The 26,679-nt window shown below is 61.8% G+C and carries 23 protein-coding genes and 1 other annotated feature; of the genes, 6 read left to right on the plus strand and 17 right to left on the minus strand.

The window, feature by feature from the left end; translation table 11 throughout:
• Nucleotides 1-30: 30 nt before the first annotated feature.
• The 14 genes from rlmD to yedE form a co-directional block, all read right to left on the minus strand.
• Nucleotides 31-1,407, minus strand: a complete 1,377-nt coding sequence (gene rlmD, locus RIN56_11540) for a 23S rRNA (uracil(1939)-C(5))-methyltransferase RlmD (GenBank protein MDR7867443.1) — start codon at nt 1,405-1,407, stop codon at nt 31-33.
• Nucleotides 1,404-3,845 (minus strand): ATP-binding protein, encoded by a 2,442-nt coding sequence (locus RIN56_11545; protein MDR7867444.1) that lies wholly within the window; start codon nt 3,843-3,845, stop codon nt 1,404-1,406. The genes rlmD and RIN56_11545 overlap by 4 nt, the downstream gene beginning before the upstream one ends.
• A gap of 172 nt (nt 3,846-4,017) precedes the next feature.
• Nucleotides 4,018-4,263, minus strand: a complete 246-nt coding sequence (locus tag RIN56_11550) for a hypothetical protein (GenBank protein ID MDR7867445.1) — start codon at nt 4,261-4,263, stop codon at nt 4,018-4,020.
• 16 nt (nt 4,264-4,279) lie between these two features.
• Nucleotides 4,280-4,960 carry a type II CAAX endopeptidase family protein gene (locus RIN56_11555; GenBank protein MDR7867446.1) on the minus strand — a complete coding sequence of 227 codons (681 nt, stop codon included), beginning with the start codon at nt 4,958-4,960 and terminating at the stop codon, nt 4,280-4,282.
• A gap of 226 nt (nt 4,961-5,186) precedes the next feature.
• Nucleotides 5,187-6,278 (minus strand): M20/M25/M40 family metallo-hydrolase, encoded by a 1,092-nt coding sequence (locus tag RIN56_11560; GenBank protein MDR7867447.1) that lies wholly within the window; start codon nt 6,276-6,278, stop codon nt 5,187-5,189.
• A gap of 6 nt (nt 6,279-6,284) precedes the next feature.
• Nucleotides 6,285-7,499, minus strand: a complete 1,215-nt coding sequence (locus tag RIN56_11565) for a diguanylate cyclase (protein ID MDR7867448.1) — start codon at nt 7,497-7,499, stop codon at nt 6,285-6,287.
• Between the two features lie 20 nt (nt 7,500-7,519).
• Complete coding sequence (gene gatB, locus RIN56_11570) at nt 7,520-8,953, minus strand: Asp-tRNA(Asn)/Glu-tRNA(Gln) amidotransferase subunit GatB (GenBank protein ID MDR7867449.1); 1,434 nt, start codon at nt 8,951-8,953, stop codon at nt 7,520-7,522.
• 3 nt (nt 8,954-8,956) lie between these two features.
• Nucleotides 8,957-10,420, minus strand: coding sequence for an Asp-tRNA(Asn)/Glu-tRNA(Gln) amidotransferase subunit GatA (gene gatA, locus RIN56_11575; GenBank protein ID MDR7867450.1), 1,464 nt, complete (start codon nt 10,418-10,420; stop codon nt 8,957-8,959).
• An 11-nt stretch (nt 10,421-10,431) separates the two neighbouring features.
• Nucleotides 10,432-10,722 (minus strand): Asp-tRNA(Asn)/Glu-tRNA(Gln) amidotransferase subunit GatC, encoded by a 291-nt coding sequence (gene gatC, locus RIN56_11580; GenBank protein MDR7867451.1) that lies wholly within the window; start codon nt 10,720-10,722, stop codon nt 10,432-10,434.
• Nucleotides 10,723-10,771: 49 nt separating this feature from the next.
• Nucleotides 10,772-12,808 (minus strand): NAD-dependent DNA ligase LigA, encoded by a 2,037-nt coding sequence (gene ligA / locus RIN56_11585; GenBank protein ID MDR7867452.1) that lies wholly within the window; start codon nt 12,806-12,808, stop codon nt 10,772-10,774.
• A 5-nt stretch (nt 12,809-12,813) separates the two neighbouring features.
• Nucleotides 12,814-15,000, minus strand: a complete 2,187-nt coding sequence (gene pcrA, locus RIN56_11590; GenBank protein MDR7867453.1) for a DNA helicase PcrA — start codon at nt 14,998-15,000, stop codon at nt 12,814-12,816.
• A gap of 108 nt (nt 15,001-15,108) precedes the next feature.
• Nucleotides 15,109-15,357, minus strand: coding sequence for a DUF3343 domain-containing protein (locus tag RIN56_11595; protein MDR7867454.1), 249 nt, complete (start codon nt 15,355-15,357; stop codon nt 15,109-15,111).
• 4 nt (nt 15,358-15,361) lie between these two features.
• Nucleotides 15,362-15,568: a sulfurtransferase TusA family protein gene (locus RIN56_11600; GenBank protein ID MDR7867455.1), complete on the minus strand. Its 207-nt coding sequence runs from the start codon at nt 15,566-15,568 to the stop codon at nt 15,362-15,364.
• 1 nt (nt 15,569) lies between these two features.
• Complete coding sequence (gene yedE, locus RIN56_11605) at nt 15,570-16,646, minus strand: YedE family putative selenium transporter (GenBank protein MDR7867456.1); 1,077 nt, start codon at nt 16,644-16,646, stop codon at nt 15,570-15,572.
• A 184-nt stretch (nt 16,647-16,830) separates the two neighbouring features.
• On the opposite strand from yedE, the gene RIN56_11610 reads away from it, so the two are divergent.
• Nucleotides 16,831-17,730: a LysR family transcriptional regulator gene (locus RIN56_11610; protein ID MDR7867457.1), complete on the plus strand. Its 900-nt coding sequence runs from the start codon at nt 16,831-16,833 to the stop codon at nt 17,728-17,730.
• A gap of 59 nt (nt 17,731-17,789) precedes the next feature.
• Here RIN56_11610 and RIN56_11615 read toward each other — a convergent pair whose 3' ends face one another.
• A complete protein-coding gene (locus tag RIN56_11615) occupies nt 17,790-19,418 on the minus strand; it encodes a putative manganese-dependent inorganic diphosphatase (GenBank protein MDR7867458.1) in 1,629 nt (542 codons plus the stop codon).
• 160 nt (nt 19,419-19,578) lie between these two features.
• On the opposite strand from RIN56_11615, the gene RIN56_11620 reads away from it, so the two are divergent.
• The 5 genes from RIN56_11620 to RIN56_11640 all read left to right on the plus strand — a co-directional run bounded on the left by RIN56_11620 (nt 19,579) and on the right by RIN56_11640 (nt 24,553).
• On the plus strand, nt 19,579-20,910 hold the full coding sequence (locus tag RIN56_11620) for a putative DNA modification/repair radical SAM protein (GenBank protein ID MDR7867459.1): 1,332 nt from the start codon (nt 19,579-19,581) through the stop codon (nt 20,908-20,910).
• Nucleotides 20,876-21,700 carry a TIGR03915 family putative DNA repair protein gene (locus RIN56_11625; protein MDR7867460.1) on the plus strand — a complete coding sequence of 275 codons (825 nt, stop codon included), beginning with the start codon at nt 20,876-20,878 and terminating at the stop codon, nt 21,698-21,700. The genes RIN56_11620 and RIN56_11625 overlap by 35 nt, the downstream gene beginning before the upstream one ends.
• Before the next feature lie 54 nt (nt 21,701-21,754).
• The gene (locus tag RIN56_11630) at nt 21,755-22,534 is read left to right on the plus strand and encodes an ATP-binding protein (protein ID MDR7867461.1); all 780 of its coding nucleotides are present in this window, start codon (nt 21,755-21,757) and stop codon (nt 22,532-22,534) included.
• A gap of 76 nt (nt 22,535-22,610) precedes the next feature.
• Nucleotides 22,611-22,823: a binding site (T-box leader), on the plus strand.
• An 87-nt stretch (nt 22,824-22,910) separates the two neighbouring features.
• Nucleotides 22,911-23,390, plus strand: coding sequence for an Lrp/AsnC family transcriptional regulator (locus tag RIN56_11635; protein MDR7867462.1), 480 nt, complete (start codon nt 22,911-22,913; stop codon nt 23,388-23,390).
• Entirely contained in the window at nt 23,387-24,553 is a 1,167-nt protein-coding gene (locus RIN56_11640; GenBank protein MDR7867463.1) for an aminotransferase class I/II-fold pyridoxal phosphate-dependent enzyme, read from the plus strand. Before RIN56_11635 ends, RIN56_11640 begins: the two co-directional genes overlap by 4 nt.
• 37 nt (nt 24,554-24,590) lie before the next feature.
• On the opposite strand, the gene RIN56_11645 is transcribed toward RIN56_11640, so the two are convergent.
• Together RIN56_11645 and RIN56_11650 are read right to left on the minus strand one after the other, a co-directional pair.
• Nucleotides 24,591-25,793 carry a divergent polysaccharide deacetylase family protein gene (locus RIN56_11645; protein MDR7867464.1) on the minus strand — a complete coding sequence of 401 codons (1,203 nt, stop codon included), beginning with the start codon at nt 25,791-25,793 and terminating at the stop codon, nt 24,591-24,593.
• Between the two features lie 90 nt (nt 25,794-25,883).
• A complete protein-coding gene (locus RIN56_11650; protein MDR7867465.1) occupies nt 25,884-26,636 on the minus strand; it encodes an MBL fold metallo-hydrolase in 753 nt (250 codons plus the stop codon).
• Nucleotides 26,637-26,679 lie beyond the last annotated feature (43 nt).

Consider the following 26,679-nt stretch of genomic DNA (forward strand, 5'->3'; position numbering starts at 1 on the left):
AGCAACCAATAAAGCCTTGGGGACAAGTCTTTATTCGCTGTTTTTCCTTTCCACAAGTGCCACGCACTCTACATGGTAAGTCTGGGGAAACATATCGACAGGCTGAATCTCCCTCACCCGGTACCCCCCGCCCGCCAGGACGGCGAGGTCGCGGGCCAGCGACGCGGGATTGCAGGAAACGTACACGATCCGCTCCGGGCGCATGCGGACGAAGGTCTCCAGCACAACCGGGTCGCAGCCGGCGCGCGGCGGGTCGACGACGATTGCGTGGGGCTGCACGCCGCGCGCCCGCAGCTTAGGCATAACCTCGACCGCGTCGCCGACGATGTATTCCACGTTGCCGATGCCATTGGCGGCCGCATTTGCGCGGGCGTCGGCGACGGCGTCCGCCACCACCTCGATACCGTAAACCCTGGCGGCGCGGCGGGCAAGAAAAAGCGTGATTGTACCGGTGCCGCAGTAGGCGTCGATAACCGTCTCCGTTCCGGTAAGGCCGGCGTATTCTTCCGCCTTGCCGTACAATACCGCCGCCTGGGCGGTATTCACCTGGAAAAATGAGCGGGCCGAAACGCGGAACAGGAAATCGCCGATACGGTCGACGATGGTATCCCGCCCCCAGATCGTCGCCGTCTGGCGGCCGAGGATGACGTTGGTCCGCGCCGGGTTAACATTGTGAACGACGCTGACCAGCCCCGGGATATCGCGCCGCAGACTGGCGATGACGCTCTCCTTTTGGGGCAGGTCGGCGGTGGCTGTGACGATCACCGTCATGACCTCGCCGCTGGCTGTGCCCACCCGGCCAAGAACATGGCGGACGACGCCGCGGCCGCTCTTCTCGTCGTACGGCGGAATACCGAGCTCGGCCAGCGCGGCGCGGACAGCGCGGGCGACGGCATTGTTGGCGGCATGCTGGATATTGCAGTCGTCCACATCGACGATGTCGTGGCTGCCGGGGGCAAAGCAGCCCACCGCCAGCCGGCCGCCCGAAAGCCCCACGGGAAACTGCATCTTGTTGCGGTAGTGCCATGGCTCGGCCGCGCCAAGAGTCGGATGGACAGTGACGTCGCCCAGTTTGCCGATCCGGGAAACGGCGTCAATCACCGTCTGTCGTTTGGCGGCCAACTGCGCCGGGTAGGACAGATGCTGGAGTTGGCAGCCGCCGCAGCGCCGGTAAACGGCGCAGCGCGGCGCCGTGCGGTCGGGCGAAGGCGCCAGCACCTCGTCGAGACGGGCCTTGGCGTAATTTTGCTTGACGACTTCGGCGGTGGCCGTCACCTTCTCGCCCGGCAACGCTTCGGGCACGAAGACGGTGAAGCCGTGGTACCGGCCCACGCCTTCACCGCTGTGTCCCAGGCTGGTTATGTCGAGCCCGTACTTCCCGCCGCGCTCGACAGGCTGCTTGCTCATGTACCGCCATCCTTCGGTCCGGCCCCGCTGCCGTGCTCCTCGGCCGACTTGCCCATCTTGATGAGCGTGTCGGTGTAGACGGTCAGCTGCTTGACGACAAGATGGTGGATGGTGCCGGGCGGAAAGGTTCCGTCGGCGCCCTTCTCCCCTGCCGGCACGCCGGTGAGAACTTCGATCCCCTCGTTGACTGTCGCCACCGGCCAAATGTGGAACTTCCCGGCTCTGACCGCTTCGATCACCTCGTCGTCGAGGGTGAGATTGGAGCTATTCTGGTGAGGGATCATGACGCCCTGGCGGCCTGTCAGCCCTTTGATTTTGCACACCGCGAAGAAGCCCTCGATTTTTTCCGTGACTCCGCCGATGGGCTGGATCTCGCCTTTTTGGTTAACCGACCCGGTGACGGCAATATACTGGCGAATGGGTACACCCGACAGGCTGGACAGGATGGCGTACAGCTCGGTGCTCGACGCGCTGTCGCCGTCGACCCCGTCATAGAGCTGTTCGAAGGTCAGGCTGGCGGTGAGGGTGAGCGGCCGTTCCTGGGCATACTGCTGCCCCAGGTATCCGCCGAGGATCATTACCCCCTTGCTGTGGCTAGTGCCGCTCATCTTGGTCTCCCGTTCGATATTCACGACCCCGCTCTTGCCGAGAAAAGTGTTGGCCGTTATCCGCGACGGCTTGCCAAACATATACTCGCCCACCGACAGCACCGCCAGGCCGTTGACCTGGCCGACCTTCTCCCCGTCGGTGTCGATCAGCAGTTTACCGTCGGCGAACATCTCCTGCAGCTTTTCCTCGTACTTGTTGTAGCGGAACCTCTTCTCGTCGATCGCCCGGCGGACATGGGTCACCCCCACCAGCTCGGCGCCGTCGACGCTCGCCCAGGCATCCGCCTCGCATAATAGCTCGACCACTTCGCTGAAGCGAGTGGTGAATTTGTGCTGGCTGCCGGACAGGCGAGTGGCGTACTCCACCACCCTTGCCACCGCCGCCCGCTCGAAGTGCTTCAGCTTCTCCCGCTGGACGGTGGATGCGACGAATCCGGCCAGTTTGCCGATATTGGCCGCATTATTGGCCATCTCGGTGTCGAAGTCGGCGTAAACCTTGAACAACTTGCGGAAATCTTCGTCGTAGTTAAAAATCATATGATACAGGTACGGATTGCCGATAAGGATGACTTTGACGTTGACCGGGATGGGCTCGGGCTTGACGGACGCCATTGCCAGCATCCCGTACTGCTCGCCGAGGTTCTCGATATGGAGCTTCCTCGTTTTGAGGACGCGTTTCAGCCCCTCCCAGGCGCCCATGTTGGCGAGGATATCCTTGATGTTGAGGATGAGGTAGCCGCCGTTGGCTCTGTGCAAGGCCCCCGGCTTGATCATCGAAAAGTCTGTGTTGACCACGCCCATGCGGGCCTCGTACTCCACCCGTCCCACCAGGTTATAGTACGTCGGGTTGACCTCGACCACGACGGGAGCGCCCTCGACTTCGCGGTTGTCGACCAGCAAATTTACCTGGTACTTGTCCTTCACCGCCTCCTGCATGCTCTTGCGGAACATCAGCAGCGGGTTGCTTTCGTCTTCAGCAGCCGGCCTGAAGTCGTTAATGTTTTTGACCACGTCGTTCTTCACGGCTTCCAGGTAGGCGACGACCGTATCGAAGGCTGCGTACTTTGCCTTGAGTTCGTCGATGAAGTGGCCGACGGCGAACAACCCGACCTTGGAATCGAGTCCCTTGAGCTCCTCACGCGCCTCGCGCTCCAAATGCTGCACCTGGCGGATGGCCTCCATGGCCTTCTCGTGGACGGTCAGCATCCGCTTCTCGATCATTTCCTTCTTATCGCGGTCAAGCTGCTGGAACTCCTCAGGCGTCAGCGGCTTGCCGCCCTCGACCGGCAGCCCCACGAACCCGGTTGTCGTCCACTGGGGCAGGATGCCGTGTTCCTCGGCCTGCTGTCCGAAAACGTCCATAATCTGGCCGCGGCTGTCCTGGAATTTCTTCATAACGGCCGACTTGGCCTGCTCATAGTCGTCGCCGCTGAAGACCTTGGGAATGTCGTTCTTGAGGTCGTCGACCAGTTCCCGCATATCCTGCCGGAAAACGCTGCCCATTCCCGCCGGCAGACTTAGCGCGACCGGCTGGCCGGCGTTTTCGAAGTTATTCACATAACACCAGTCGGGCGGCACCTGCTCACCGCAGGCGACCTTGCTCACCGCCGCCTTGGCGTAAGTTATCTTGCCGGTTCCCACCAGGCCCGACACATAAATGTTGTACCCGAAATTTTTGGCGTATAGGCCGAATTCGATAGCCTTGACGGCCCGTTCCTGGCCGATCATGACATCGAGCGGCGGCACCGTGGCTGTCGTCTCGAACGGGAGAGCGTCATCGGTGCAGAAATAGCGGAGCTTCTCCGGCGGCAGTTCCAGCCGTTTGGTCATTGCTTCAAACCCCCTCGCCAAAACTCGCCACCAGGGCGGCCAGGACGTCGACGGACGGTGCAGTTTTTTCCCAGTTGCTCTTCGGGCAGGCTTGAGAAGTCATTTTCTTTCCTCCCTTTGGCGTTTATGGATAATTATTCCCCTTCCCAAGCCTGTATTCCTTTTTCGGCTATCAGCCCGACCAGTCGATATCCTGGCTGCCGCAGACGAGGCAGGTATCAAAATAATCTGCCGGTTGTCCGCCGGCTGCCCTGACGGTCGCCTTATCGGCCCCGAGGCGGGTAATGGTGACAAGCTCACCGCCGGTGTCGAAGTCACCGAGGAGACCGGAAGCGAAACCGTTGGCGGTCGGAGCGGCAGGCGGAACGCTGCTGGCGGCAAACAAGCGGCGGTTTCCGCAGGAACGGCAGTATGGCATAGCGACACCTCCTTGTCTAAATAAGCGGCACATTGTAAAACAGCATTGCGATCTTGGTCGTGTTGATGAAAGAATGCGCGGCGATAGAGGCCAGCAACGAACCCGTCCAGTGGTAGAGAACCGCGAGACCGACGCCGACGACCACCATCTCGGCCAGCCAGAACGGATTGAAGTGAAAAAGGGCGAATATGGCGGCACTGAGCACCGCCCCGCCCCACAGACCGAAGCGGTCCCGGAGAGCGGTGAAGGTAAACAGGCGGTAAAGCACCTCCTCGGCGACCGGCGCCGCCAGCCCTGCTAAGAACAAAGGCAGCACCAGATCGCGCCACGAGAAAGCCTGCTCGACCATCGCCAGCAGCGGATGCTGGGTCGGCGACAGGAAAAGCACGGTGGTATAGATGCGCTCGGTGAAGAGGCTGACAGCAAGGAGAACGGCGCCGCCGCCCAGCCCGGCGGCAAGATTGCGGACCGGTCTGGCGAAAGCCAGCCCCCAGGAAGCGAGTGTCCCGCCGTGGCGGTGAACGGCGAACCAGACGAGGACGACGACCACTAGCCGGTCGGTAACTTCCACTACCGGCGGCGGCGCGGTGAAGAACAGCGGATAAACAAACCTTACGACGATAAAACCTACCGCCAGCCGCATAAAATGGACAAGAGCCACGTCCCGGATATTCCATGGCGCTTTGCCTCGCAGCATTTTTTCGCCTCCCTGTCGACAGGATCACAGTACCATTATGCGCGGGCCATTTTCGTTTCATGCATTAGAAAACTTTGCTTCGCCAAGCCTCTTGAGGCGCAGGCGAAGCAATAGTTGCCCTCATATCTTTCAGAAATTTTTCTATCTGATAGACAAAAACGAGGCTGCCTAATAGGTCCATTCGGACCTTTTCAGGCAGCCTCGCCGTGGAAGCTTCTTTGCGTTATTACAAAAACTTCGTCAAGTCGTCCACCGCATCTGCCGTAAGCCGGCGTAAAAAGACACTAAGCAAGGCGGCGGTGTTGGCGATGTCGCCGATGTCGGCCACCTCCACCGGAGCGTGGCTGCAGCGCCGCGGCATGAAAACTCCGCCGCTTGGCACGCCCTCACCGGAATAAGCGACCGTAGCCGCGTCCGTCCAGGTGCGGAAAACGTCCTCCTGATAGGGGATGCCCTCAGCCTCGGCGGCAGCCCGCAGCTCGCGGACGATTTTCGCGCTGTATACGGCGCCGAGCAAGGCATGGGTCAGGAAATCGGCCGTGCGGATGACAGGACCGCCGCCCAGCCTCGCTGCCGACTGCTGGGGCGGGGTATAGGGGTCGGCCGCCGGTACAGTGTCGATACAGAGCGCGATAGCGGGCTTCAGCCGCTGGGCAGCCACTTTTGCGCCGCGGGAGCCGATCTCTTCCTGGGAGGTGGCTACGAGGCAGAGAGTATAATTCAGCGGCTCGGCGGCCAGGACCTCGGCCACCGCGAGCAGCACAGCGCAGCCGGCCCGGTCGTCGATAGCCTTGGTCGTGAACCGACCGCCGGCGAGGAGATCGAAATGGCGGCGATAGACGATCGGATCGCCGACCTTTATGCCTAGCGCGGCCACGGCGGCGGCCGAGTCGGCGCCGACATCCAGCCACAGGTCGCCGATGTTCACCGGCCGGGCCAGTTCCTCCGGCGTCATCAGGTGGCGGCTCTTAATGCCGATAACGCCAACATGGACAGTGCCGTCGCCGGCGATAACCTCAACCTTGGTGTCGAGCAGAACCCGCTCGTCGAGGATACCGTTGGCTTCGAAATAGATGTAGCCCTGGTCGTTTATGTACTTGACGAACATTCCCACTTCGTCGGTGTGGGCCGACACCATAACCCTGCGCTCGCCTTGGCCGAGGAAGGCATACACGTTTCCGACCGCGTCCACTTCCACCCGTGACGTGTGGCGGCGGAATGCTTCGGCCATATAGGCTGCCACCGCCTGCTCGCGTCCGGCGCCGCCGGGTATAGCGGTAAGGTCGCGGATAAGATCAAGCATTTTCGTTTTTTCCATAAATAATCATCCCCCGCTCTCGCTATTATCGGGCACCGCAACAACGCGGTTGCGCCCCTGCTGCTTAGCACCGTATAGCGCCTGGTCGGCGGCGGCGATAAGGCTCTCGGTTCGTTCGCCGTCCCTTGGAGACATTGTCGCCAATCCCAGGCTGATTGTGACCACCTTGTCCACGCCGGCGTCATGGGCGATATTCAGGCTGGCCACCGCCACCCGGATTTTTTCGGCCACGACCGCCGCGCCCATGGAATCAGTGCCGGCCAGGACGACGGCGAATTCCTCGCCGCCGTAGCGCGCCGCCAGGTCACCGGCTCGGCCGGCGACGTCGGCTATCGCCCAGGCCACCTGGCGCAGGCAGTCGTCGCCCGCCTGGTGGCCGTAAGTGTCGTTAAACAATTTGAATTTATCGATATCGGCCATCAGCAGCGAAACCGGTTCGCGGTCCCGCATGGCCTGCCGCCAGACCCGGTCCAGGAAATCGTCGAAAACCCGCCGGTTGGCGATGCCTGTCAGGCCGTCCTGGTTGGATAGCCGCTGCAGCTCAACGTTGGCTGCCGCCAGTTGTTCCTGCTCACGGGCGATGGCCTGCACCGCCGGGCGGAAGATAAACATAGCTTCCATCAGCAGTACCAGCAGCGTCAGCCCCAGCACCAGTCTTTCCAGAGCTTGCAGCCTTGCGACCCGCTCCTCGCTCTCCCGCTGAAACTGGGCGACCATCGCGTCCTGAGCTGCCAGCAGTCCGTCGACCGACGCCATGATGGCGGCTAGTTGGGGGTTATCATAAGTAAGCTGGTTATCTTCGAGTGCCAGCAGCGCCCCGAGGGCGGCGAAATGCTGCTGCAGTTTCGCATCCAGCATGACCGGCGGGTTGAACACCAGTGCCCCCATCGCCGGCGACAGGCCACCCGGCAGTCTCAATTCGGGGTCACCGTACACCAGCGCGTAATGAGCATCGCTTATCGTTGCGATGACCTGCCGCAGTTCGGCCCGCAGTCGGTTCCGTTCCGCCGGGCCGGGGGTTATCACCAATTGTTGGCTGAGCAGCACCGCCTTCTGCGACAGCATCCGCTGCCGCCCGCTGACATTGATGACTGCTGCGCTCACCTGTTCGCCAATTATAAGTTCGCGTAGCGTGAAATAGGCAGCCAGCGCCAGCAGGGCTATGAGGCTAAGAGCGACTATATATTTGATGCTCAGCGATCGGACTGATGAACTTTGCATGACGTTAACCGGCATCACCGCTACATCCGCTCGCGCAGCAGTTTGTTGACAAGCTCAGGGTTGGCGCGACCCTTGGTCTCCTTCATTATCTGACCGACCAGGAAGCCCAGCGCTCTTTCCTTGCCCGCCTTGAAGTCGGCTACCGATTGCGGGTTTGCGGCGATGACCTGCTCCACAATCGCGACCACCGCTCCCTCGTCGGAAATCTGCACCAGGCCTTGCTCCTTCACGATGACGGCGGCATCCTTGCCGCTGGCCCACATCTCCTCGAACACCGTCTTGGCAATTTTCCCCGAGACGGTGCCTTTGACGAGCAGGTCGATAAGCGCCGCCAGTTGACCCGGGGCAACCTGGCATTCTTCTATCTCCCGGCCCGCGGCGTTCAGATGCCTCGAAAGCTCGCCCATGATCCAGTTGGCCGCCGCTTTGGCTTCTGCGCCGGCGGCCACGGTGGCGTCGAAGTAGTCGGCCATCGCCCGGCTGGCGGTAATAACGCCGGCGTCGTAGGCCGACAGGCCATAGTCCTTCATGAGGCGGGCCTGGCGGGCGTCAGGCAGTTCGGGGAGGCTGCGCCTGATGTCTTCGACCCAGGCGGGGTCGACCACCATCGGCACAAGATCGGGCTCGGGAAAGTAACGATAGTCGTGAGCCTGCTCCTTACTCCTGAGCGACACCGTCTGGCCGCGGGCATCGTCCCACGAACGCGTCTCCTGCACGATACGGCCGCCCTCTTCGAGCACCTCCGTCTGACGGAGCGCTTCATATTCGAGGCCCTTCTGCACCGCTTTGAAGGAGTTCAGATTTTTGATCTCCGCCTTTGTGCCGAGCTTTGTTTCGCCTTTCGGCCGGAGCGAGATATTGGCGTCGCAGCGCAGGCTGCCCTCTTCCATCTTGCAGTCGGATACGTCGATATACTGGAGGATGGCCTTGAGCTTCTCGAGATAGGCCTTGGCCTCCTCCGCCGAACGGATATCCGGCTCGGAAACGATCTCAAGCAGGGGTACCCCGGTGCGGTTATAATCTACAAGGGTATAATCGGCCCTGGCGATCGTGCCGGCGTGTACCAGCTTGCCGGCGTCTTCCTCCATATGCACGCGGGTGATGCCGATGCGTCTGGTCTCGCCGCCAACCTCGATGTCGAGGTGACCGTCCACGGCGATCGGCAGGTCGTACTGGGAGGTCTGGAAGTTCTTCGGCAGGTCGGGGTAGTAATAATTTTTGCGGTCGAACTTGCTGAAGGGCAATATCCGGCAATTGAGCGCCAGGCCGGTGCGGACGGCGAACTCCAGCACCTTGGCGTTTAAGACCGGCAAGACACCGGGCAACCCGAGGCAGACCGGACATACGTTGGTATTCTGCTCGGCCCCGAACGAAGTGCTGCAGCCGCAAAAAATCTTCGAGGCGGTTTTCAGCTCAGTATGTACCTCAAGGCCGATGACGATTTCGTATTCCATCTCCTACACCTCCCCCCGCGGCGCCAGGCGCCGGTGGTAGTCGTTGGCCTGCTCGAAGGCGTAGGCCGCCCGCAGGATGGTCTCTTCGCCGAGCGGCCGGCCGATGATCTGCAGCCCGATGGGCAGGCCGCCGGCAAAGCCGCACGGCAGCGAGATAGCCGGCAGACCGGCGAGGTTGATCGGCACGGTGCATACGTCCTGCAGGTACATGGCCAACGGGTCGTCCACCTTCTCGCCCACCTTGAATGCCGTCGTCGGCGCAATCGGGGCGATGAGTACGTCCACCTCGCCGAAAGCCCGGTCGAAATCCTGCTTGATGAGGGTGCGGACTTTCAGCGCCTTGAGATAGTAAGCGTCGTAATAGCCCGAGCTGAGGGCGTAGGTGCCGAGCATGATGCGGCGGCGCACCTCCTCGCCGAACCCCTCGGTGCGCGAGCGCTTGTACATGGCGACGATATCGTTGCCCTCGCCGCGGTGGCCGAAGCCGACGCCGTCGAAACGGGCCAGGTTGGAGCTGGCTTCGGCGGTCGCGATGAGGTAATAGGTCGCTAGAGCGTATTCGGTATGGGGCATGGAAACTTCCTTATACTCGGCCCCCATCGCCTTGAGCTGGTCGATGGCGGCGTAAACCGCCTTCTCTACCGCCGGGTCCATGCCGGCGACGAAGTATTCCTTGGGAAGGCCGATTTTAAGCCCCCTGGCGTCGGGAATGAGCGCCTTGGCGTAGTCAGGCACGGGGGCGTCGATCGAGGTCGAGTCGCGGCCGTCGTGGCCGGCGATTGCCCCAAGGACGAGGGCACAGTCGGTAACATCGCGGGTGATCGGGCCGATCTGATCAAGCGACGAAGCGTAGGCCACCAGCCCGTAGCGCGAAACTCGGCCGTAGGTGGGCTTGAGGCCGACCACACCGCAATACGCGGCTGGCTGGCGGATCGAGCCGCCGGTGTCGGACCCGAGGGCCCACACCGCTTCCGCCGCCGCCACCGCCGCCGCCGAACCGCCGCTCGAGCCGCCGGGTACGGCCGTGGTGTCCCACGGGTTGCGAGTGGCGAAGAACGACGAATTCTCGCACGAGGAGCCCATGGCGAACTCGTCGAGATTGGCCTTGCCCACCAGCACGGCATTCGCGGCTGCCAGCTTCTCGGCCACGGTCGAATCGTAGGGAGGAACGAAATTGGCCAGTATCTGCGAAGCGCAGGTTGTCTTGACCCCTTTGACGCACATATTGTCCTTGAGGGCGCCGGGGATACCGGCCAGCGGCGCAATATCCTCGCCCCGCGCGATTTTTGCGTCCGCCGCTTTGGCCTGGGCCATCGCCAGGTCGCGGGTCTGGGTTATATAGGCGCGCACCTTGTCTTCCACCGCGTCGATGCGGTTAAACACCGCGGCGGTTATTTCCGCGGCCGACACTGCCTTGGCGGCCAGCTGCGCGTGCAATTCGTGGGCAGTCAGTTTCTGCAGTTCCAAGCGTCTCCCCCCTAACCTTCCAAAATCTTCGGCACCTTGAAGTAGCCGTCTTCCTGTTCCGGGGCGTTGGCGAGCGCCAGCTCCCGCGGCAGCGAAAGCTTGGCTTCGTCGGCGCGCATGACGTTTGTGACAGGCAGCACGTGGGCGGTGGGCTCGACGCCGGAGGTATCGACCTTGTTCAAGACATCGATGTAATCGAGGATGGCGTTAAGCTGGCCGGTGAACTTCTCCACGTCGTTCTCGCCCAGTTCCAGCCGCGAAAGGAGGGCCACATGTTCAACATCTTTACGGGTAATTTTCATCTCTGTCACCACCAAATCAATATATGTAGCAATTGCCATATCAGCAGTATTATACCACGTCCGGGGCGGTGGCCAGCAAGGCGGTTAAACCTTCTTCGTCCAGCACGGCGACGCCCAGCTCCCTGGCTTTATCCAGCTTGCTGCCCGCCTCCTCGCCGGCCACAACGTAGTCGGTCTTCTTGCTCACCGAGCCGGCCACCTTGCCGCCCAGCTTCTCGATGCGGGCGGTGGCCTCGCCCCTCGTCATGGCGGCGAGGGTACCGGTCAGGACGAACGTCTTGCCGGCAAAAGGCTGCGGGCCGGCGGCCGACGGCTGCTCCTCGGTCAGCTTGACCCGGGCGCGGCGGAACTTATCGATAAGGGCTAGATTAGCCGGGGACGCGAACCAATTTACGATACTGCCGGCAATCTTGGGGCCGATCTCCTCCACGCCGGTCAGCTCCTCGACAGTCGCCGCCGCGATGCGGTCGATATCGCCGAACCGGCGGGCCAGGGTGCCGGCAGCCTTCACGCCGACGAAGCGGATGCCGAGGGCGAACAGCAGCCGGGCAAGACCGGCCTGCCGGCTCTTGTCAATCGCGTCGATCAGATTCTGGGCCGATTTTTCGCCCGTCCGCTCCAGCGTCAGCAACTCTTCCTTTGTCAGCCCGTAAAGGTCGGCGGCGTCTTTTACAAGGCCGGCGGTCAGCAGCGACGCAATGACCGCCGGACCGAGACCCTCGATATCCATCGCGTCGCGGGACACGAAGTGGAACAGCCCCTCGCGGATGATGGCCGGGCAATACGGGTTCGTGCACTTGTGGGCCGACTCGCCCGGCTGGCGCACGACGGCGCTGCCGCATTCCGGACAGTTGCCGGGAATGGAGAATTCCCGCTCCTCACCCGTCCGTCGCTCGCTCAGGACGGTGACCACCTCGGGGATGATCTCGCCCGCCTTATGGATGATGACGGTGTCGCCGACGCGGACATCCTTGTCGCGGATATAATCTTCGTTATGAAGGGTGGCCCGGCTGACCGTCGAGCCGGCTAGGCGCACCGGTTTCAGAACGGCGGTCGGCGTCAGGACGCCGGTGCGGCCGACGCTGACGATGATATCCTCCACCACCGTAACCGCCTGTTCGGCGGGGAACTTGAACGCAATCGCCCAGCGCGGATCCTTGGCGGTGAAGCCGAGGGCTGCCTGATCGGCTAGGCTGTTGACCTTGATAACCAGGCCGTCGATATCGTACGGGAGGTCGGCGCGCCTGTCCGCCCAGCTCTCGCAATAAGCGGCCACCTCCTCGATGGTCGCGAACACCCGGTAGTGCGGGTTAGTCTTGAACCCCAGACCGGCGAGATATGCCAGCGTGCCGGCGTGGGTGGCGAGCTCCACCCCCTCGCGCACCCCGACGCCGTAGACGAATATGTCCAGAGCACGCTCGGCGGTCACGCGGGGATCAAGCTGACGAAGAGAGCCGGCGGCGGCGTTGCGCGGGTTGGCGAACAGCGGCTCGTCGGCGGCCTCGCGGCCCTTATTTATGCGCTCGAACTCGCGGCGGGGCAGGTATATCTCGCCCCGCACCTCGATGCGGCGCGGATAGTCGCCGTGGAGGGCCAGTGGCACGGCCCTGATGGTGCGGACGTTGGCGGTCACATCCTCGCCGTACTGCCCGTCGCCGCGAGTGGCGGCCCGGAGCAGAATCCCGTCCTCGTATATCAGATTGACCGCCAGGCCATCGATTTTGAGTTCGACTACGTACTCGCCCGCATTGCCGTCCAGACCGCTTTTCACCCTGGCGTCGAAGGCCCTGAGCTCATCAAGCGACAGAGCGTTGCCAAGGCTGAGCATCGGCGTGGGGTGGGCCACCCGGCCGAAGCCTTCTCCCGGAGCGCCGCCGACCCGCTGGGTAGGCGAATCAGGGCTGACGAGTTCCGGGTAGGCGGCCTCGATGTCCTGCAGCCTGCGCATCATAGCGTCGAATTCGGCGTCGGTAATTTCGGGGGCGTCGAGGACGTAGTAGCGGTGGTTGTGGTGGTTGAGCTCCTTCCGCAGCTCAGCCGCCATCCGGGCGGCCTCTTCTTTGCTGGCGGGAACTTTGCCGGTCATATGGTTCACCCCTGCAATTTTTTCAGCGGCGCGAATTTTGCCATCAGTTGGCGGATGCCCATGCCCGGGAAGGCCACCTTGACCTCCTGGCCGTCGCCTTCGCCGCGCACCTCGACAATCGTGCCCACGCCCCACTTGGCGTGTTCAACCTTATCCCCCGCCCGCCAGTCGCCGGCAGACTTGTCCGCCTTGAGCGTCGGCGCGACCGGCGTGCGGAGCGGCGTCGGCGCCGGACTGAGGGCGGGGCTGTAACGGTCGCGCGCGACGTTTTGTTTCTCCACCAGTGCTTCCGGGATCTCCTGCAGAAACCGCGACGGCGGGTACATGACCGTGTTGCCGTAGATCGTCCGCAGTTTGGCGTTAGTCAGGTACAGCCGCCGTTGAGCGCGGGTGATGCCGACATAGCACAGCCGGCGCTCCTCTTCCACCTCGGTGTCATTCATCAGCGTGCGGACGTGGGGGAAGATGCCCTCCTCCAAACCGGCGAGGAAAACCACCGGAAACTCCAGCCCCTTGGCCGAGTGAAGCGTCATGAGAGTAATCTTGTCGCCGTCGGAGTCGACGGTGTCGATATCCGACACCAGCGCCACGTGGCTGAGGAAATTCTCCAGCGTGTCCTCGATATCGCCGGCGGCGAACTCCTTGGCCACGCTCAGCAGCTCGCGCAGGTTCTCGATCCGCGCCTCGGACTGGGGCGTCTGCTCGTTCTCCAGCTCGGTCATATAGCCGGAATCGTTCATTACTTTCTCGATCAGCTTGGCCACCGGCAGAGATTGCACCTGGGCGGTGAGATTAAAGATCAGGACAGCCAACCCGTCCAACTGATGCCGCGCCCTTGCCGTCAGGCCGGGAACAGCGTCGGCCCCCGACACGGCGTCGAAGAGGGTTACGCCATTTGCGGCCGCGTAATCGCTAAGGCGAGCGAGGGTTGTGTCGCCGATGCCGCGCCGCGGCACATTGATGATGCGCTGCAGGCCGACTGCGTCGGCGGGATTGAATACTACCCGCAGGTAAGCGAGGATGTCCTTGATCTCCTTGCGGTCGTAGAACTTGAGCCCGCCGACGATAGTGTACGGCACGCCGGCCCGCATGAAAGCCTCCTCGATTACGCGCGACTGGGCGTTGGTGCGGTAAAGCACGGCCATATCGCGATACGGGACGCGAAAAATGGTGTTCTGTTTGATGATGTTGTCGCACACGAACCGCGCTTCGTCGCGTTCGTCCAGCGCCAGGTAGTGGGTCAACCGTTCGCCGGCCGGGTTATCCGTCCACAGCGACTTGGGTTTGCGGTCGCGGTTGTTCTCGATAACCGTGTTGGCGGCATCGAGGATCGTCTGGGTCGAGCGGTAGTTCTGCTCCAGCTTGATGACGCGGGCCTCGGGGTAATCGGCCTCGAAATCGAGAATATTACGGATATCGGCCCCTCGCCAGGCGTAGATGCTCTGGTCGACGTCGCCGACGACGAAAATGTTGCGGTGCCGGGCGGCCAGGTGACGGGCCAGCATATACTGGGCCCGGTTGGTGTCCTGATACTCGTCGATGAGGATATAGCGGAACTTGTCCTGATACTTCGCCAGCACATCCTGGTCGCTTTCCAGCAGGCGGGCGGCGAGAAACAGCAGATCGTCGAAATCGACAGCGTTGTGGTGGCGCAGTTTGCGCTGGTAGAGGTCGTACATCTCCGCCACCTTGTGCTGGTGGAAGTTGTCGGCCTGACGGGCGAACGCCGCCGGATCGAGCAGCGAGTTCTTGGCGTTAGAAATGGCGGCCTGCACCCCCGCCGGCGGAAAATGCTTGTCGTCGAGGTTAAGTTCCTTAAGGCAGGCCTTGACCAGCGCCAGGCTGTCGCCGGCGTCGTAGATGACGAAACTCTTGCTCAGGCCGGGCAGGCTGTCGGCCTCGATACGGAGGAACTTGGCACAGAAAGCGTGGAAGGTGCTCAGCCAGATGTCCTTGGCCCGCGGCCCCACCATCCTGTATACCCGCTCCTTCATCTCGGCGGCAGCCTTGTTGGTGAAAGTGATGGCGAGGATGGCGTATGGCGGCACCCCCTGCTCCAGCAGGTGGGCGATACGGGCGGTAAGAACGCGGGTCTTGCCTGAGCCGGCCCCGGCGATGACGAGCAGCGGGCCGTTAATGTGAGTTACTGCTTCAAGCTGGGCGGGATTGAGCTGGTCGAAAATTTTCGGCATCTTGTCCTCCGAATATGTGCTTTAAACGTAAATAAATTCGCCCACCAGGATAGTATTTCCTGTCAGGCGAGGCAAAATTATAAGAGCCCGCACAAGTCGGGCCCTTCATCACCATATGCTTTTGCCGTCGATCCTGATACCCTCCCTCACCATCGGCACGCCTGCCGCCGTCAGCACCGCCGCCGCCCGCGCGACATCCTCGCCCGCCAGCTTCGCGGCTAATCCCTCGCATGAGCCGGTGAGCTGCCGCGGTACGGGGATGAGGTCGGCGGCTATCCCGGCCGCTTTCAGAACCTTCTCCGCCCGGAAGGAGGAGAAAACCGACGGGAAAGTTATCACCCAGAAGTCTTCCGTCATACCGTCATTTCCGGATGACGATGGTGTACTCGCCGCCTGACGCCGTACAGTCCACCTGGCAATTCTGCGACTTGGCGAACTTGATGATGTTCTCCCGCGGCGCCGGCTCGTCGACGACGACGGTGACGACAGCAACCTCCGCCAGGGCATCCCTCGTCTTTATCAAAGGTATCGGGCAGCTTAGCCCCCTGAGGTCAAGCTTTCTGTCCATATTATCTCGCCTCCGCTTGAACAGTGATTTTTTCCCGAAACGCAAAGCCGATTGCGGCGGCCGCGGCTATGCCGGCGACGACGGCTATCTGGCCGGCTGCCGTGACCCCGGCGGCGCTGGCGGCGGCGTTCAGGCCGTGGGATATGCCCGCGCCCGCCAGCATGCCCAGCACGGTAAACATGGCGTCGGTATTGCCTTCGCCGGTCTGGATGAGCTGACGGAGAGGGCAGCCGCCGGCGAGGGTTGCCGCCAGCCCTGTGAGGAAAAGGCCGAGGAAATTCCACAAATGCATCGTGTGGGCCAGCGGCTGACCGGCAAAACCGAGCTTGAACGTCCCGAAAGCCAGATTGCCGGCCAGGGCGGCCGCGAAGATTACGGCGTAAACCTTGAGGAGATAAGTGTCGCGGACCAACAGAAAATCGCGGATGCCGCCGCTCAGGCACATGCGGGTACGCCAGGCCAGTGCGCCCGCCACCAGACCAGCCGCCAGGCTTAAGAACACCGGCGCGTGCTGGGAGCCGGGGCCTTTAGCGCTGAAATTGAGCCAAACGGCGTTGGTCGCGACGCCGATAACGAGCACAATGGCGGCTGCTGCCGCCAGGTATCCGGAAAAACGGCCCGCACTGCCCTTGTGCGCGCTCGACCGTCCGAGGTTGAAGCCGCTCCTGAGGAAAACGATCCCGGCCGCGATCCCGGCCGCGAAACCGGCCAAACCCGTAATGCCGTTGAGATCCCCGCCCGCCAGGCGCAGGATGCCGCGCAGCGGACAGCCGAGGAAAACCAGCGCCCCGATAACCATCAGCGCACCGAGGACGAACCTGACAAGCGGCCTGGACCCGCCGCGCGGCCTGAACTCGCCGCTCGCCCGCGAAAGGGCGAATGCGCCGAGCACGAAGCCCGGAATCTCCGGCCGTGCGTACTGCAGCGCCGCCGCCTGGTGGATGCCCAAAGCGCCGGCAATATCGCGCAGATGGCAGGCGGCGCAGAACCCGTAATTGCCCGGATTGCCGGCCGCGACCAGCAGCACCGCCCCAAGTCCGAACACCACGCCTGTGGCGATTATCAATACCAAACCCACAACACCACTCCCTATTTCACATTAATAGAATATATTTATAATACTTCCAGATTTATTCTATGATTTTACTTTTATTCCTGCTCAAAGGCAAGGAAATTCCCCTGCGACGAGGAAAGAGCCAAGGAAAAACCTCCTGCACGCCGAAGGAGGTATATATATTCTCTATACTTACGAGGTGACGCCCATGTCCCACTGGCAATCGCTGTCCGTTTTCCTCGCCGTCGCCGAAGAGGGCAGTTTTTCCGGCGCGGCGAAAAAGCTCGACCTCACCCAGCCCACCGTTTCGTTCCACATCGACAACCTGGAAAAAAGGCTCGGCTGCCCGTTGGTTGAGAGGACGGCGAGAGGCGTAAGCCTGACCGCCTACGGCGAGGTATTGTACGGCAATACCCGCAAGGCCGAAGCCTTGCTGCAAATGACCGAGAACCAGCTAAAGGCGATGGTGGCCGGCGCCTCCGGCCGGATAACCGTCGGCGCCAGCACCATCCCGGCAGAATACATCCTTCCCGGCCTGATCGCCGCGCACCTGCGGCAAAACCCCGCCGTCGCGGTCAACCTGCGCACCGGCGACAGCCAGACAGTGCTGGACGCATTTTACCGCGGCGAACTGCCCATCGCCGTAGTTGGCTCCCGCCCAGCCGGCGACTGCGAAGCCCATCCCCTGTGGCGGGACGAGTTGGTGCTTATCGCCCATCCCCAACTGGCCGCACGGCTGGACGAAGCCCCGTCGCCGGAAGACGTGCTGGCCCTGCCGCTCGTCGCCAGAAGCAAGTCCTCGGGATCGATGCGGGCCGTCTACGATGCCTTGTCCGCCCACGGCATCGGGGCGGACAGCCTGCCTGTCACCTTCCAGGTGGGCGGCAACGAAGCCCTAAAAGCGGCAATCGTCAACCAGGCAGGCATAGGCTTCATCTCCCGCTGGGCGGTAACCGAGGAACTGGCCGACGGCCGGTTGACCGTCATCCCCCTGCCGGCGCTGAAAATCGTTCGGCAGTTTTACGCCGTCAGCCGCCCGCCCCTGGTACCGGAGTGCGTGAAGGCGTTCTGGGAATACCTGACAGCTAGTGGCGCACACCCAAAATGAGGAACTATACAAAAGCTGTGGAAAGCTAAGCTTCCCACAGCTTTTTCATTGTTTTTGCGCTATTCGCGCGTGGCTTCCACCAGCGGCGGCACCACCTGCTTCTTCCGCGACATCACCCCCGGCAGGCTCAGTACCCCACCATCGCCCGCCTTGCCGAACGCGGCGGGGATGAGGCCGGTGGCCTGCCCGGCGTAGACGAGGTGGCTCGTTTCGTTCAGAATATCGGTCACCATCAGGATGACGAGGTCAAAATCCTCCTTCTGGCCCAAAGCTTCCATGGCGACCTGCAGTTTCTCTTTCGCCGCCAGCAGCGCGCCAGGGTCCATCACAGAAATCTGCGCGATCGCCACCCGGTACTCGCCGATCTGGAACTCCTTGAGGTCGCTGGCGATGATCTCCCCCGGCGACAGGCTGCCGGGCGCCCAACCTGCCTTGAATATCGCCTGGCCGAAAGAATCGATATCCACGCCGGTGGCGTCCGCCAGCCTGCGAGCAGTTTCTCTGTCCTTGGCGGTGGCCGTCGGCGACCGGAAAAGGACGGTGTCGGACAGCACCGCGGCCAGCAGCAGTCCGGCGATCTTCTCCGGAATCGCCACACCCCGGTGCCAGAACATATTCGCGACAATCGTCGCCGTCGAGCCCACCGGCTCGTGGCGGATGAATATCGGTTCGCCGGTTTCCAAGCCGCCGAGGCGATGATGGTCGATAATCTCGACGATATTCGCTTCCTCGATCCCTTCCACCGCCTGGGAGCGTTCGTTATGGTCGACGAGGATGACCTTTTCCCGCTCCGGAACGATAAGCCGGTCGCGGTCCAGCAGGCCCACCAGCCTGCCCTGGTCGACGACCGGATAGTTGCGGTGCTTGGTGCGGACAATGACATTCTTGATTTCGGCCACAAGGTCGCGGGGGCTGAATGCCACCACATCCCGCTGCATGATCATCCGCACCGGCACGCTTTGGTTGATCAGCCGGGCCGCAGTGTAGGTATCATGAGGGGTCACTATCACGACAACGCCGCGTTGGGCCGCAGCGGCCCGCACCGCCTGAGAAACCCTCGCCCCGCCGGTGACGATCAGGCAGGAGATTCCGCGGCCGATACAGGCCAGTTGGGCCTCCTCGCGGTTGCCCACCAGAACGACGCCGCCGGGTTGGATCACTTTCACCATCGTATCGGCCTTCGCAGCGCCGATCCACACCTTGCCCGCCACCTCGCGGTCAGGATCATCGCCGACGACGAGGTCGCCGTCCAGGACGCTGAGAACGCCGCCGAAAGTGACGCCCGCCTCCTTCAGGTCCTGCATTTCCAGTTCCTCGATATACCTTTTCGCCAGATCGCCCACCGACACGATGCCGGCCAGCCTGCCATCCTCTGCCACCACCGGCACCGACTTCACGCCGTGCCGCTTCATCACGGCGCCGAGCCCGCGCAGCGTATCCCCCGGCCTGACCGATACGGCGACGGAATGCATCACGTCGTCGGCCCGCGGGTGAAGATCGGCCACGAGCAGCGGAGCCTCCACCCCGAAATGGTCGAGCACGAATTTCGTCTCGGCATTGATCTTCCCGGCCCGGGCAGCGACAGCCTCTTCGCCCTGGGCCTTCTTCAGATGCGCGTAAGCTATCGCCGAACAGATCGAGTCCGTGTCAGGGTTGCGGTGACCGATGACATACAGCGGCTTGGCCATAAGAACCTCCTTGGCACTGCATCCTTACCCATATTATAGCACAGCCGGACCAAGTAAATCAGCGCCCGTCCCTCGAACAAATGTTTGCCAAACTAATGTTCCGTGAATTATAATAAGAGAAGAGCATTCTGTGGCATCTGAGCGGAAAGGACGTGGTCACTTGGATGTTTTCGAAAAGCTGAAGATTCTCACCGACGCGGCCAAGTATGATGTCGCCTGTACCTCGAGCGGAGTGGATAAAAAGGCCTCTGCCGGCGGTATCGGCAGCGCGGCTGCCTGCGGTATCTGTCATAGTTTTTCGGCTGACGGCCGCTGCATCTCGCTGCTGAAGGTGCTGCTTACCAACGTCTGTGTCTATGACTGCAAATACTGCGTCAACCGGCGCTCCAACGACACGCCGCGGGCCGCGTTCTCCCCCCGTGAACTTGCGGAACTGACCATAAATTTTTATCGGCGCAATTACATCGAGGGCCTGTTTCTCAGCTCCGGGGTGCTGAGGAGCCCCGACTACACCTGTGAGCAAATGATCGAAGCCTTGCGCATCCTGCGCGAAGATTATCGTTTTTCCGGCTACATCCACGCCAAAGCCATCCCCGGAGCCGACAACACGCTCCTCACCCGCCTCGGCATGCTCGCGGACCGGATGAGCGTAAATATCGAGCTGCCGTCCCAGGACAGTCTGCGTCTTTTAGCTCCGGACAAATCAAAACATGCCATTTTTTCGCCCATGAGCCATATTCAGAAAAGCATCCAGGAAAACTCGCGCGACGTCGTGAAATACCGGCATTCGCCCAAGTTCGCGCCAGCCGGCCAGAGCACGCAGATGATTATCGGCGCAACACCTGATACGGATTATCAGATATTGAATTTAACGGAAGGCCTCTACAAGAAATACCGGCTAAAGCGCGTCTTTTTCTCCGCCTACACCCCGGTAGCCGCAGACAGTCTCCTGCCCGCCCCGGATACCAAGCCGCAGCTGTGGCGCGAACACCGGCTCTATCAGGCTGATTGGCTACTCAGGTACTACGATTTCGCCGCCGGCGAGCTTCTCGACGAACAGCACCAAAATTTCAACCCTTACCTCGATCCCAAATGCACCTGGGCGCTCAACAACCTGCAGTTTTTCCCGGTAGACGTCAACCGCGCCGCTTACCGCGACTTGCTGCGTGTACCGGGGATCGGCGTAACGAGCGCCAAACGGATTATCGCGGCCCGCCGGACATGCGCCCTCCGAATCGAAGGCCTGAAACATCTCGGAGTTGTCCTCAAACGGGCCCGGTTTTTTATCACCTGCAGCGGAAAAACGGCCGACGGCATAAAAATAACCGAGAATAATGCACTACGCTCCCTGCTGTCCGCAAAAACACTGGAGCAATACCGCTTCGATTTCTCGCGGCAACAGCTTTCCCTTTTCGACCAACCGCCGATTAATTTTTACCCTGGGAGGATGTACGAACATGCAGGCGCAGGCGGACCTAACCTACTATTATGACGGCAGCTTCGACGGGCTGATGTGCTGCGTCTTCGAAAGCTACGATAAGCAAGAGATACCCATCGACATCCTCATGGATTCCGCCGCTCCCCAGCTCTTTTCCGGCAAATCGATCCCGACCGATCCGCAAAAGTCAAGCAGGGTACTGGCCTCCATCCCGAAAAAGCTCGGTTCGGCGGCCCTGAATTTCGTAAAACACGCTTTCCTGACCTGCCTGCCGCAAAAAGAATTGTACATCCTGCTCTTCCTGCGCCGCGGTTACCAGCACGGCCCCCAGATAATGAACATGCTCACCGACGAGGTTGTGAACAAACTTTTCAAGGCTGTCAACCACCTGAACCGGGAAAGCCATCTGCTGAAAGGCTTCCTGCGGTTTTCCGTATGCAATGGCGTCCTTGTCGGCGAAGTCGCGCCGAAAAACTACGTCCTCCCGCTGCTCACGCAGCACTTCTGCGAGCGCTATCCCGAAGAACGCTTCCTGATTGTCGATAAAACCCACGGCATGGGCCTGCTGTACCAGCCGTACCAGGCGAGGGTCGTCCCCATCGCCGACCTTGAGCTGCCGGAAATCGACGAAGACGAGCAATCCTATCGCGAGCTCTGGCAGCTGTTCTACGACACCATTGCCATCCGCGAACGGTACAACCCCGAATGCCGCATGAGTCATATGCCCAAACGCTACTGGAAATACATGACTGAGTTCGGCCGCCCCCCAGGCGGCGCCAAGCCGAAGCTTGCTTCCTTCGGCGGCAAGCTGTTGAACCCGGCCGCCGGCGAAGCGCCAAATTGACGCTGGCGATTCGGCCACGCTATAATAAAGAAAAACCTTTACGCGAGGCCGGATATGACAGCAAAGATGCCGCAAAAATATTACTCCCGCCTCTGGCGGGCCATCCTCGAATTCGACCTCCTCACAGACGGCGACAGGATCCTCGTCGGCCTCTCCGGCGGCAAGGACAGCGTCTTCCTCACCTACGCGCTGGCCGCCATCCGCGACTTTTCCCCCCGGCCCTTCGAACTGGCCGCCGTCACCCTTGACCCCCAGTTCACCGCCGACTTCGACCCGACGCCGCTGACGGCGTTCTGTGCCAGCCTTGGCGTGCCTCACCACGCCCTCAAGGCCGATATCGCCGGCGCCATCGCCAAAGGCGGCGGCAAAGACCCCTGCTTCGTCTGCTCGTACTTCAGGCGGGCCTTTATCAACAGCTTCGCCGTCCAAAACGGCTTTAACAAAATCGCTTATGCCCACCACCACGACGACGCCGTCGAAACCTTCGTCATGGGCATGCTCTATACCGGCCAGCTCAAAACCTTCCTTCCCAAAACCCAGCTCGACCGCACCGGCCTCACCGTCATCCGGCCGCTCATCTTTTTCCGCGAGAAGGAACTGCGCGCCACGCCACGCCTGCACGGCTTCACCCCCATCCCCAGCCCCTGTCCCCTCGACGGCAAAACCAAGCGCCAGGAAGTGAAAGAACTCATCCGCGGCTGGGAGCGGACCAACAAACACGCATTCCGCCACCTGGCCGCCGCCATGCGCGAAAGCCCGGCAACCGAGCTCTGGCCCCAGACCCCGCCGAGGGCGGAGTTGCAGGCGATGCACCGCGCCTTCTGGAACAAATGACCGCAACCCCGTTGTCTGAATTTTTTCGCTTGCGTCCCAATCCTATTCATGCTATCATAAGTAGCAAATCTACATTGCAAAGGCGATGAGCGGGAAAGTACGGACGCCGCATCCTCCAAGAGAGCCGGGGTAGGTGGGAGCCGGCAGGAAAAGCGTTCCGGAAAGCCCCCCGCGAGCCGTGGGCCGAAGCACAGTAAGCCCAACCGCGTCCCCGGCGTTACTGGGCAGAGGCGAGCCGCACAGCGGCTAATCTAGGTGGTACCGCGGGATAATAAAACCCGTCCTTGTATAAGGACGGGTTTTTTTGTATCTTCGGTCGCCTAGGAGGGGCATCTGCTGCAAGGCTAAAATGAATATTATTGAGAGGTGGATTTTCATGCGCGAATTACTGGAACTCCTCGAAAAAGACCACACCCTTACGGTTGCACAGCTGGCCGTCATGCTCGACAAGCCGCAGGAAGAAATCGCCGCCCTGATAAATCAGTACGAGGCCGATAAAACCATCGTCAAATACCAGACGATCGTCAACTGGGAGAAGGCCGGCGCCGACCGGGTAACCGCCATCATCGAGGTCAGGATCACCCCCCAGCGGGAAGTCGGCTTCGACGCCATCGCCGAACGCATCTACCGGTTCCCCGAGGTGCGCAGCCTCTACCTCATGTCAGGCGCCTACGACCTCCTCGTCATCGTCGAGGCCAAAACCCTGAAAGAAGCCGCCCAGTTCGTCTCCACCAAGCTGTCGACCATCGAAGGCGTCATCGGCACAACCACCCACTTCATGCTCAAACAGTACAAAGAGGCGGGCGTCATCCTCGAGGATGAGGAAGAAGACCGCAGGCTGGTGGTGTCGCCATGACCTGGGCCGACCGCGTCTCACCCACCGTCCGGGCCATCCCCCCCTCCGGCATCCGCCGTTTCTTCGACATCGTCGCCGAAACCAAAGGCGTCGTTTCCCTCGGAGTGGGCGAACCCGACTTCGTCACCCCCTGGCATATCCGCGAAAGCTGCGTCTACGGCCTCCAGCAGGGCTACACCGCCTACACCTCGAACTACGGCCTGCTCGAGCTCCGCGAGGAAATCGTCAAAAACTGCGCCGCCAGTTACGGGGTGACTTACGACCCCCGCAAAGAAGCGTTGGTCACGGTCGGCGTGAGCGAGGCGCTCGACCTGGCGATGCGGGCCATCCTCAGCCCCGGCGACGAAGTACTGGTGCCCGAACCGTGCTATGTCTCCTACAAAGCCTGCGTTTCCCTCGCCGGCGGCGTACCGGTCACGGTGCCGACGAAAATGGCGGACTGCTTCCGGGTGACCGTCGCCCAACTAGAAGAACTCGTCACCCCCCGCACCAAAGCGCTGCTGATCGGCTATCCCAACAACCCCACCGGCGCGATCATGTCCAAAGCCGAGCTGGAGGCTATCGCCGCTTTCGCGCTCAAACACGACCTCATCGTCATCTCGGATGAAATTTACGCCAGCCTCACCTACGACGGCACCCACACCTGCTTCGCCTCGCTGCCCGGCATGCGCGACCGTACCATCCTCCTCAATGGCTTCTCCAAAGCCTACGCCATGACCGGCTGGCGGATCGGCTACGCCCTCTCCAACGCCGACTTCATCGGCGCGATGACCAAAATCCACCAGTACACCATGCTTTGCGCCCCTATAACCGCCCAGGTGGCGGCGATCGAGGCGCTCAGGCACGGCCAGTGCAACATGCTCAAGATGGTCGAGGAATATAACCGCCGCCGCCGCCTGATGATCGACGGCCTCAAAACCATCGGTCTCGACTGCTTCGAGCCCAAGGGCGCCTTCTACATCTTCCCCGCCATAAAACAGACGGGCCTTAGTTCCCTCGCCTTCGCCGAGGAACTCCTCAAAGCCGAGAAGGTGGCCCTTGTGCCGGGCGACGCCTTCGGCGAAAGCGGCGAAGGCTTCGTACGCTGCTCGTACGCCTCCTCGACCGCCAACCTCTCCGAAGCTCTGACCCGCATCAGCCGCTTCGTGAAAAAGTACATCTAAACAAAAGCGACCCCCCGAATCTCGGGGGGTCTTGCGATTACCTCACAAGTTGCGAGACATACACGAACTTTATGCCTGTGGCCTCCAGCTCGGGGATCATCTCGCGCACGGCGATGGCCGTGGCCGGCCGGGCGTGGCCGATGGCGATCGCGTTGCCGTCCCTGATCGCCAGGCGGGCCGCTGTCCTCAGCTGGCCCTTGATATACTCGACCTCGTTCCTGCCGTCGAGGAAGACCTCGTTAACCCCGGCGCGCAGCCCTGCCTGGCGGGCCGCCTCGTAAGCAATCGACTGGCCGCTGGTGCGGCTGTCGACGAAGAAGAGGTTATTGGCCTTGAGAACGCCCAGCACCGCCTTCATCACCCGGCGGTCGCCGGTAGCCCTGGAGCCCTGGTGGTTATTCACGCCGATTATTCCCGGCACGGCCTTGATGGCCTTCGCCGTCATGTCGCGAATCTCCTGGTCGCTCATCGCCACCGTGATCGTGCTCGCCTCCGACTGTTCGGACGCCGCCAGCGGTTCCATCGGCAGGTGGAGCATCACCTGGTGGCCGGCGCTTAGTGCCCGTGACGCCGCCTCGCCGCTATGGGGCCGGTAAGGCAGGACCGCAAAAGTCACCGGGCGGGGCATCGCGGCGAAGGAGGAAATCGTCTCGGCGCTGTAGCCGAAGTCGTCGATGAGGAGCGCCAGGTTGCCATGGCCGAGCGGCTTCACCACCGGCGGCTCGCCTTTTTTCCCCGGCAGCGGAATGAAAATCCGGTCGGTAATGAGGGTAAGCGGCTCGCCGGCGAGCTTGTCGCGGATGCCGACGTCCACCCTCGTCGCCGGCTGGCCCTGGTAATTGTCTGTATGGGTTTCCAGCACCTCGCCGCCGGTGTTGAGCAGTTGGGCGGCCAACGCCTGCTTCACGGCGTCCGGCTGAGTATCGGCGGCCAGCAGCAGCTGGCGGGCGTGCCAGCGGATGGTGCCCTCCACCGCCGTACGGGGCGACTCGCGCCGGCCTTCCTGCACCTTGCGGGAGTCGAGCTTGGCCCCGGCCAGGCTGTTGTCCACGGCGGCGTGGATCCGTTGGGCGGTTGCCGTATAATCGGCCACCGCACCGGCGCCGGTTTTTTCGAGCGAATAAAGCTGTTTGGGTGCCACCGTCTCCTTGGTCTTTTTGTCCGGCGAATTTAGATAAAAAACGAGGGCGCCGAGAACCATCAATAACAGAATCAACCGCACTTTGCTAGATTTGAGCATCATTCGTCTCCTGTGAAACTATTATGGCAAACAAAAAAATACCTGGCTTAATTATAAGTCAGGTATTCTCCCGATTCAACCAGAATCCTTTTACAGTTTCACCGTTTCGCCGTCAGCCGGCGCCGCCACCCGCCCCGCAAGCCCTTCGCCGTCAAGGAAGGTCTGCAGGAGGGGCCGGGTGAGCAGGCAATGGTTGAAGGCCTCCATATGGACCACCGCCACCCGTGCCGCCGGGGCCGCCGCGCACACCGCCGCGATGTCGGCGGTATCCATCGTTATCGGCCCGCCGCTGAGAAACTGCGCCGCCCCGGCATACAGCACGACCGCGTCCGGACGGTGCTCTTCCAGCGCCGCAGCCACCTCCGGGCACCACACAGTGTCGCCGGCGATGTACAGCACAGGTTCGCCGGGACTGCGGAGCACATAGCCCGACACCGGCCCCATCTTCTCGGCCAACTCGCCGCTGCCGTGCCGGCCGCCCGTCCTGACCAGGGACACGCCCCGCCATTCAGCCTTATCGCGGACGGCGGTCACCTGCGAAAAGCCGAATCCGCGCAGCTTGGCCTCGTCGGCCGGCTGGCAGAACACCGGCAAATCCTTGGGCAGCCGCTCGGCCGCTGCGGCATCGAAATGGTCGCGGTGGGTATGGGTGCACAGTATGCCGTCCACCGCCGCCAATTCGCTTTCATTTATCGGCAGCCCGACAAGAGGATTCCGGAGGGGGTTCGGGGAATTGTCAATAGGCGGCATAGCCCCGGCCGGACTGAGGACCGGGTCGACGAGCAGCCTCACCCCGCCCACGGTCAGAAAAAATGTCGCGTGCCTCAGCAGGCGTATTTCCACATCATCAGCCTCCCAATCAGTCTCTCCCTCTATTGTAAACAAC

This window comes from Sporomusaceae bacterium (assembly GCA_031460455.1).
Lineage (GTDB): Bacteria > Bacillota > Negativicutes > Sporomusales > UBA7701 > Anaeroselena.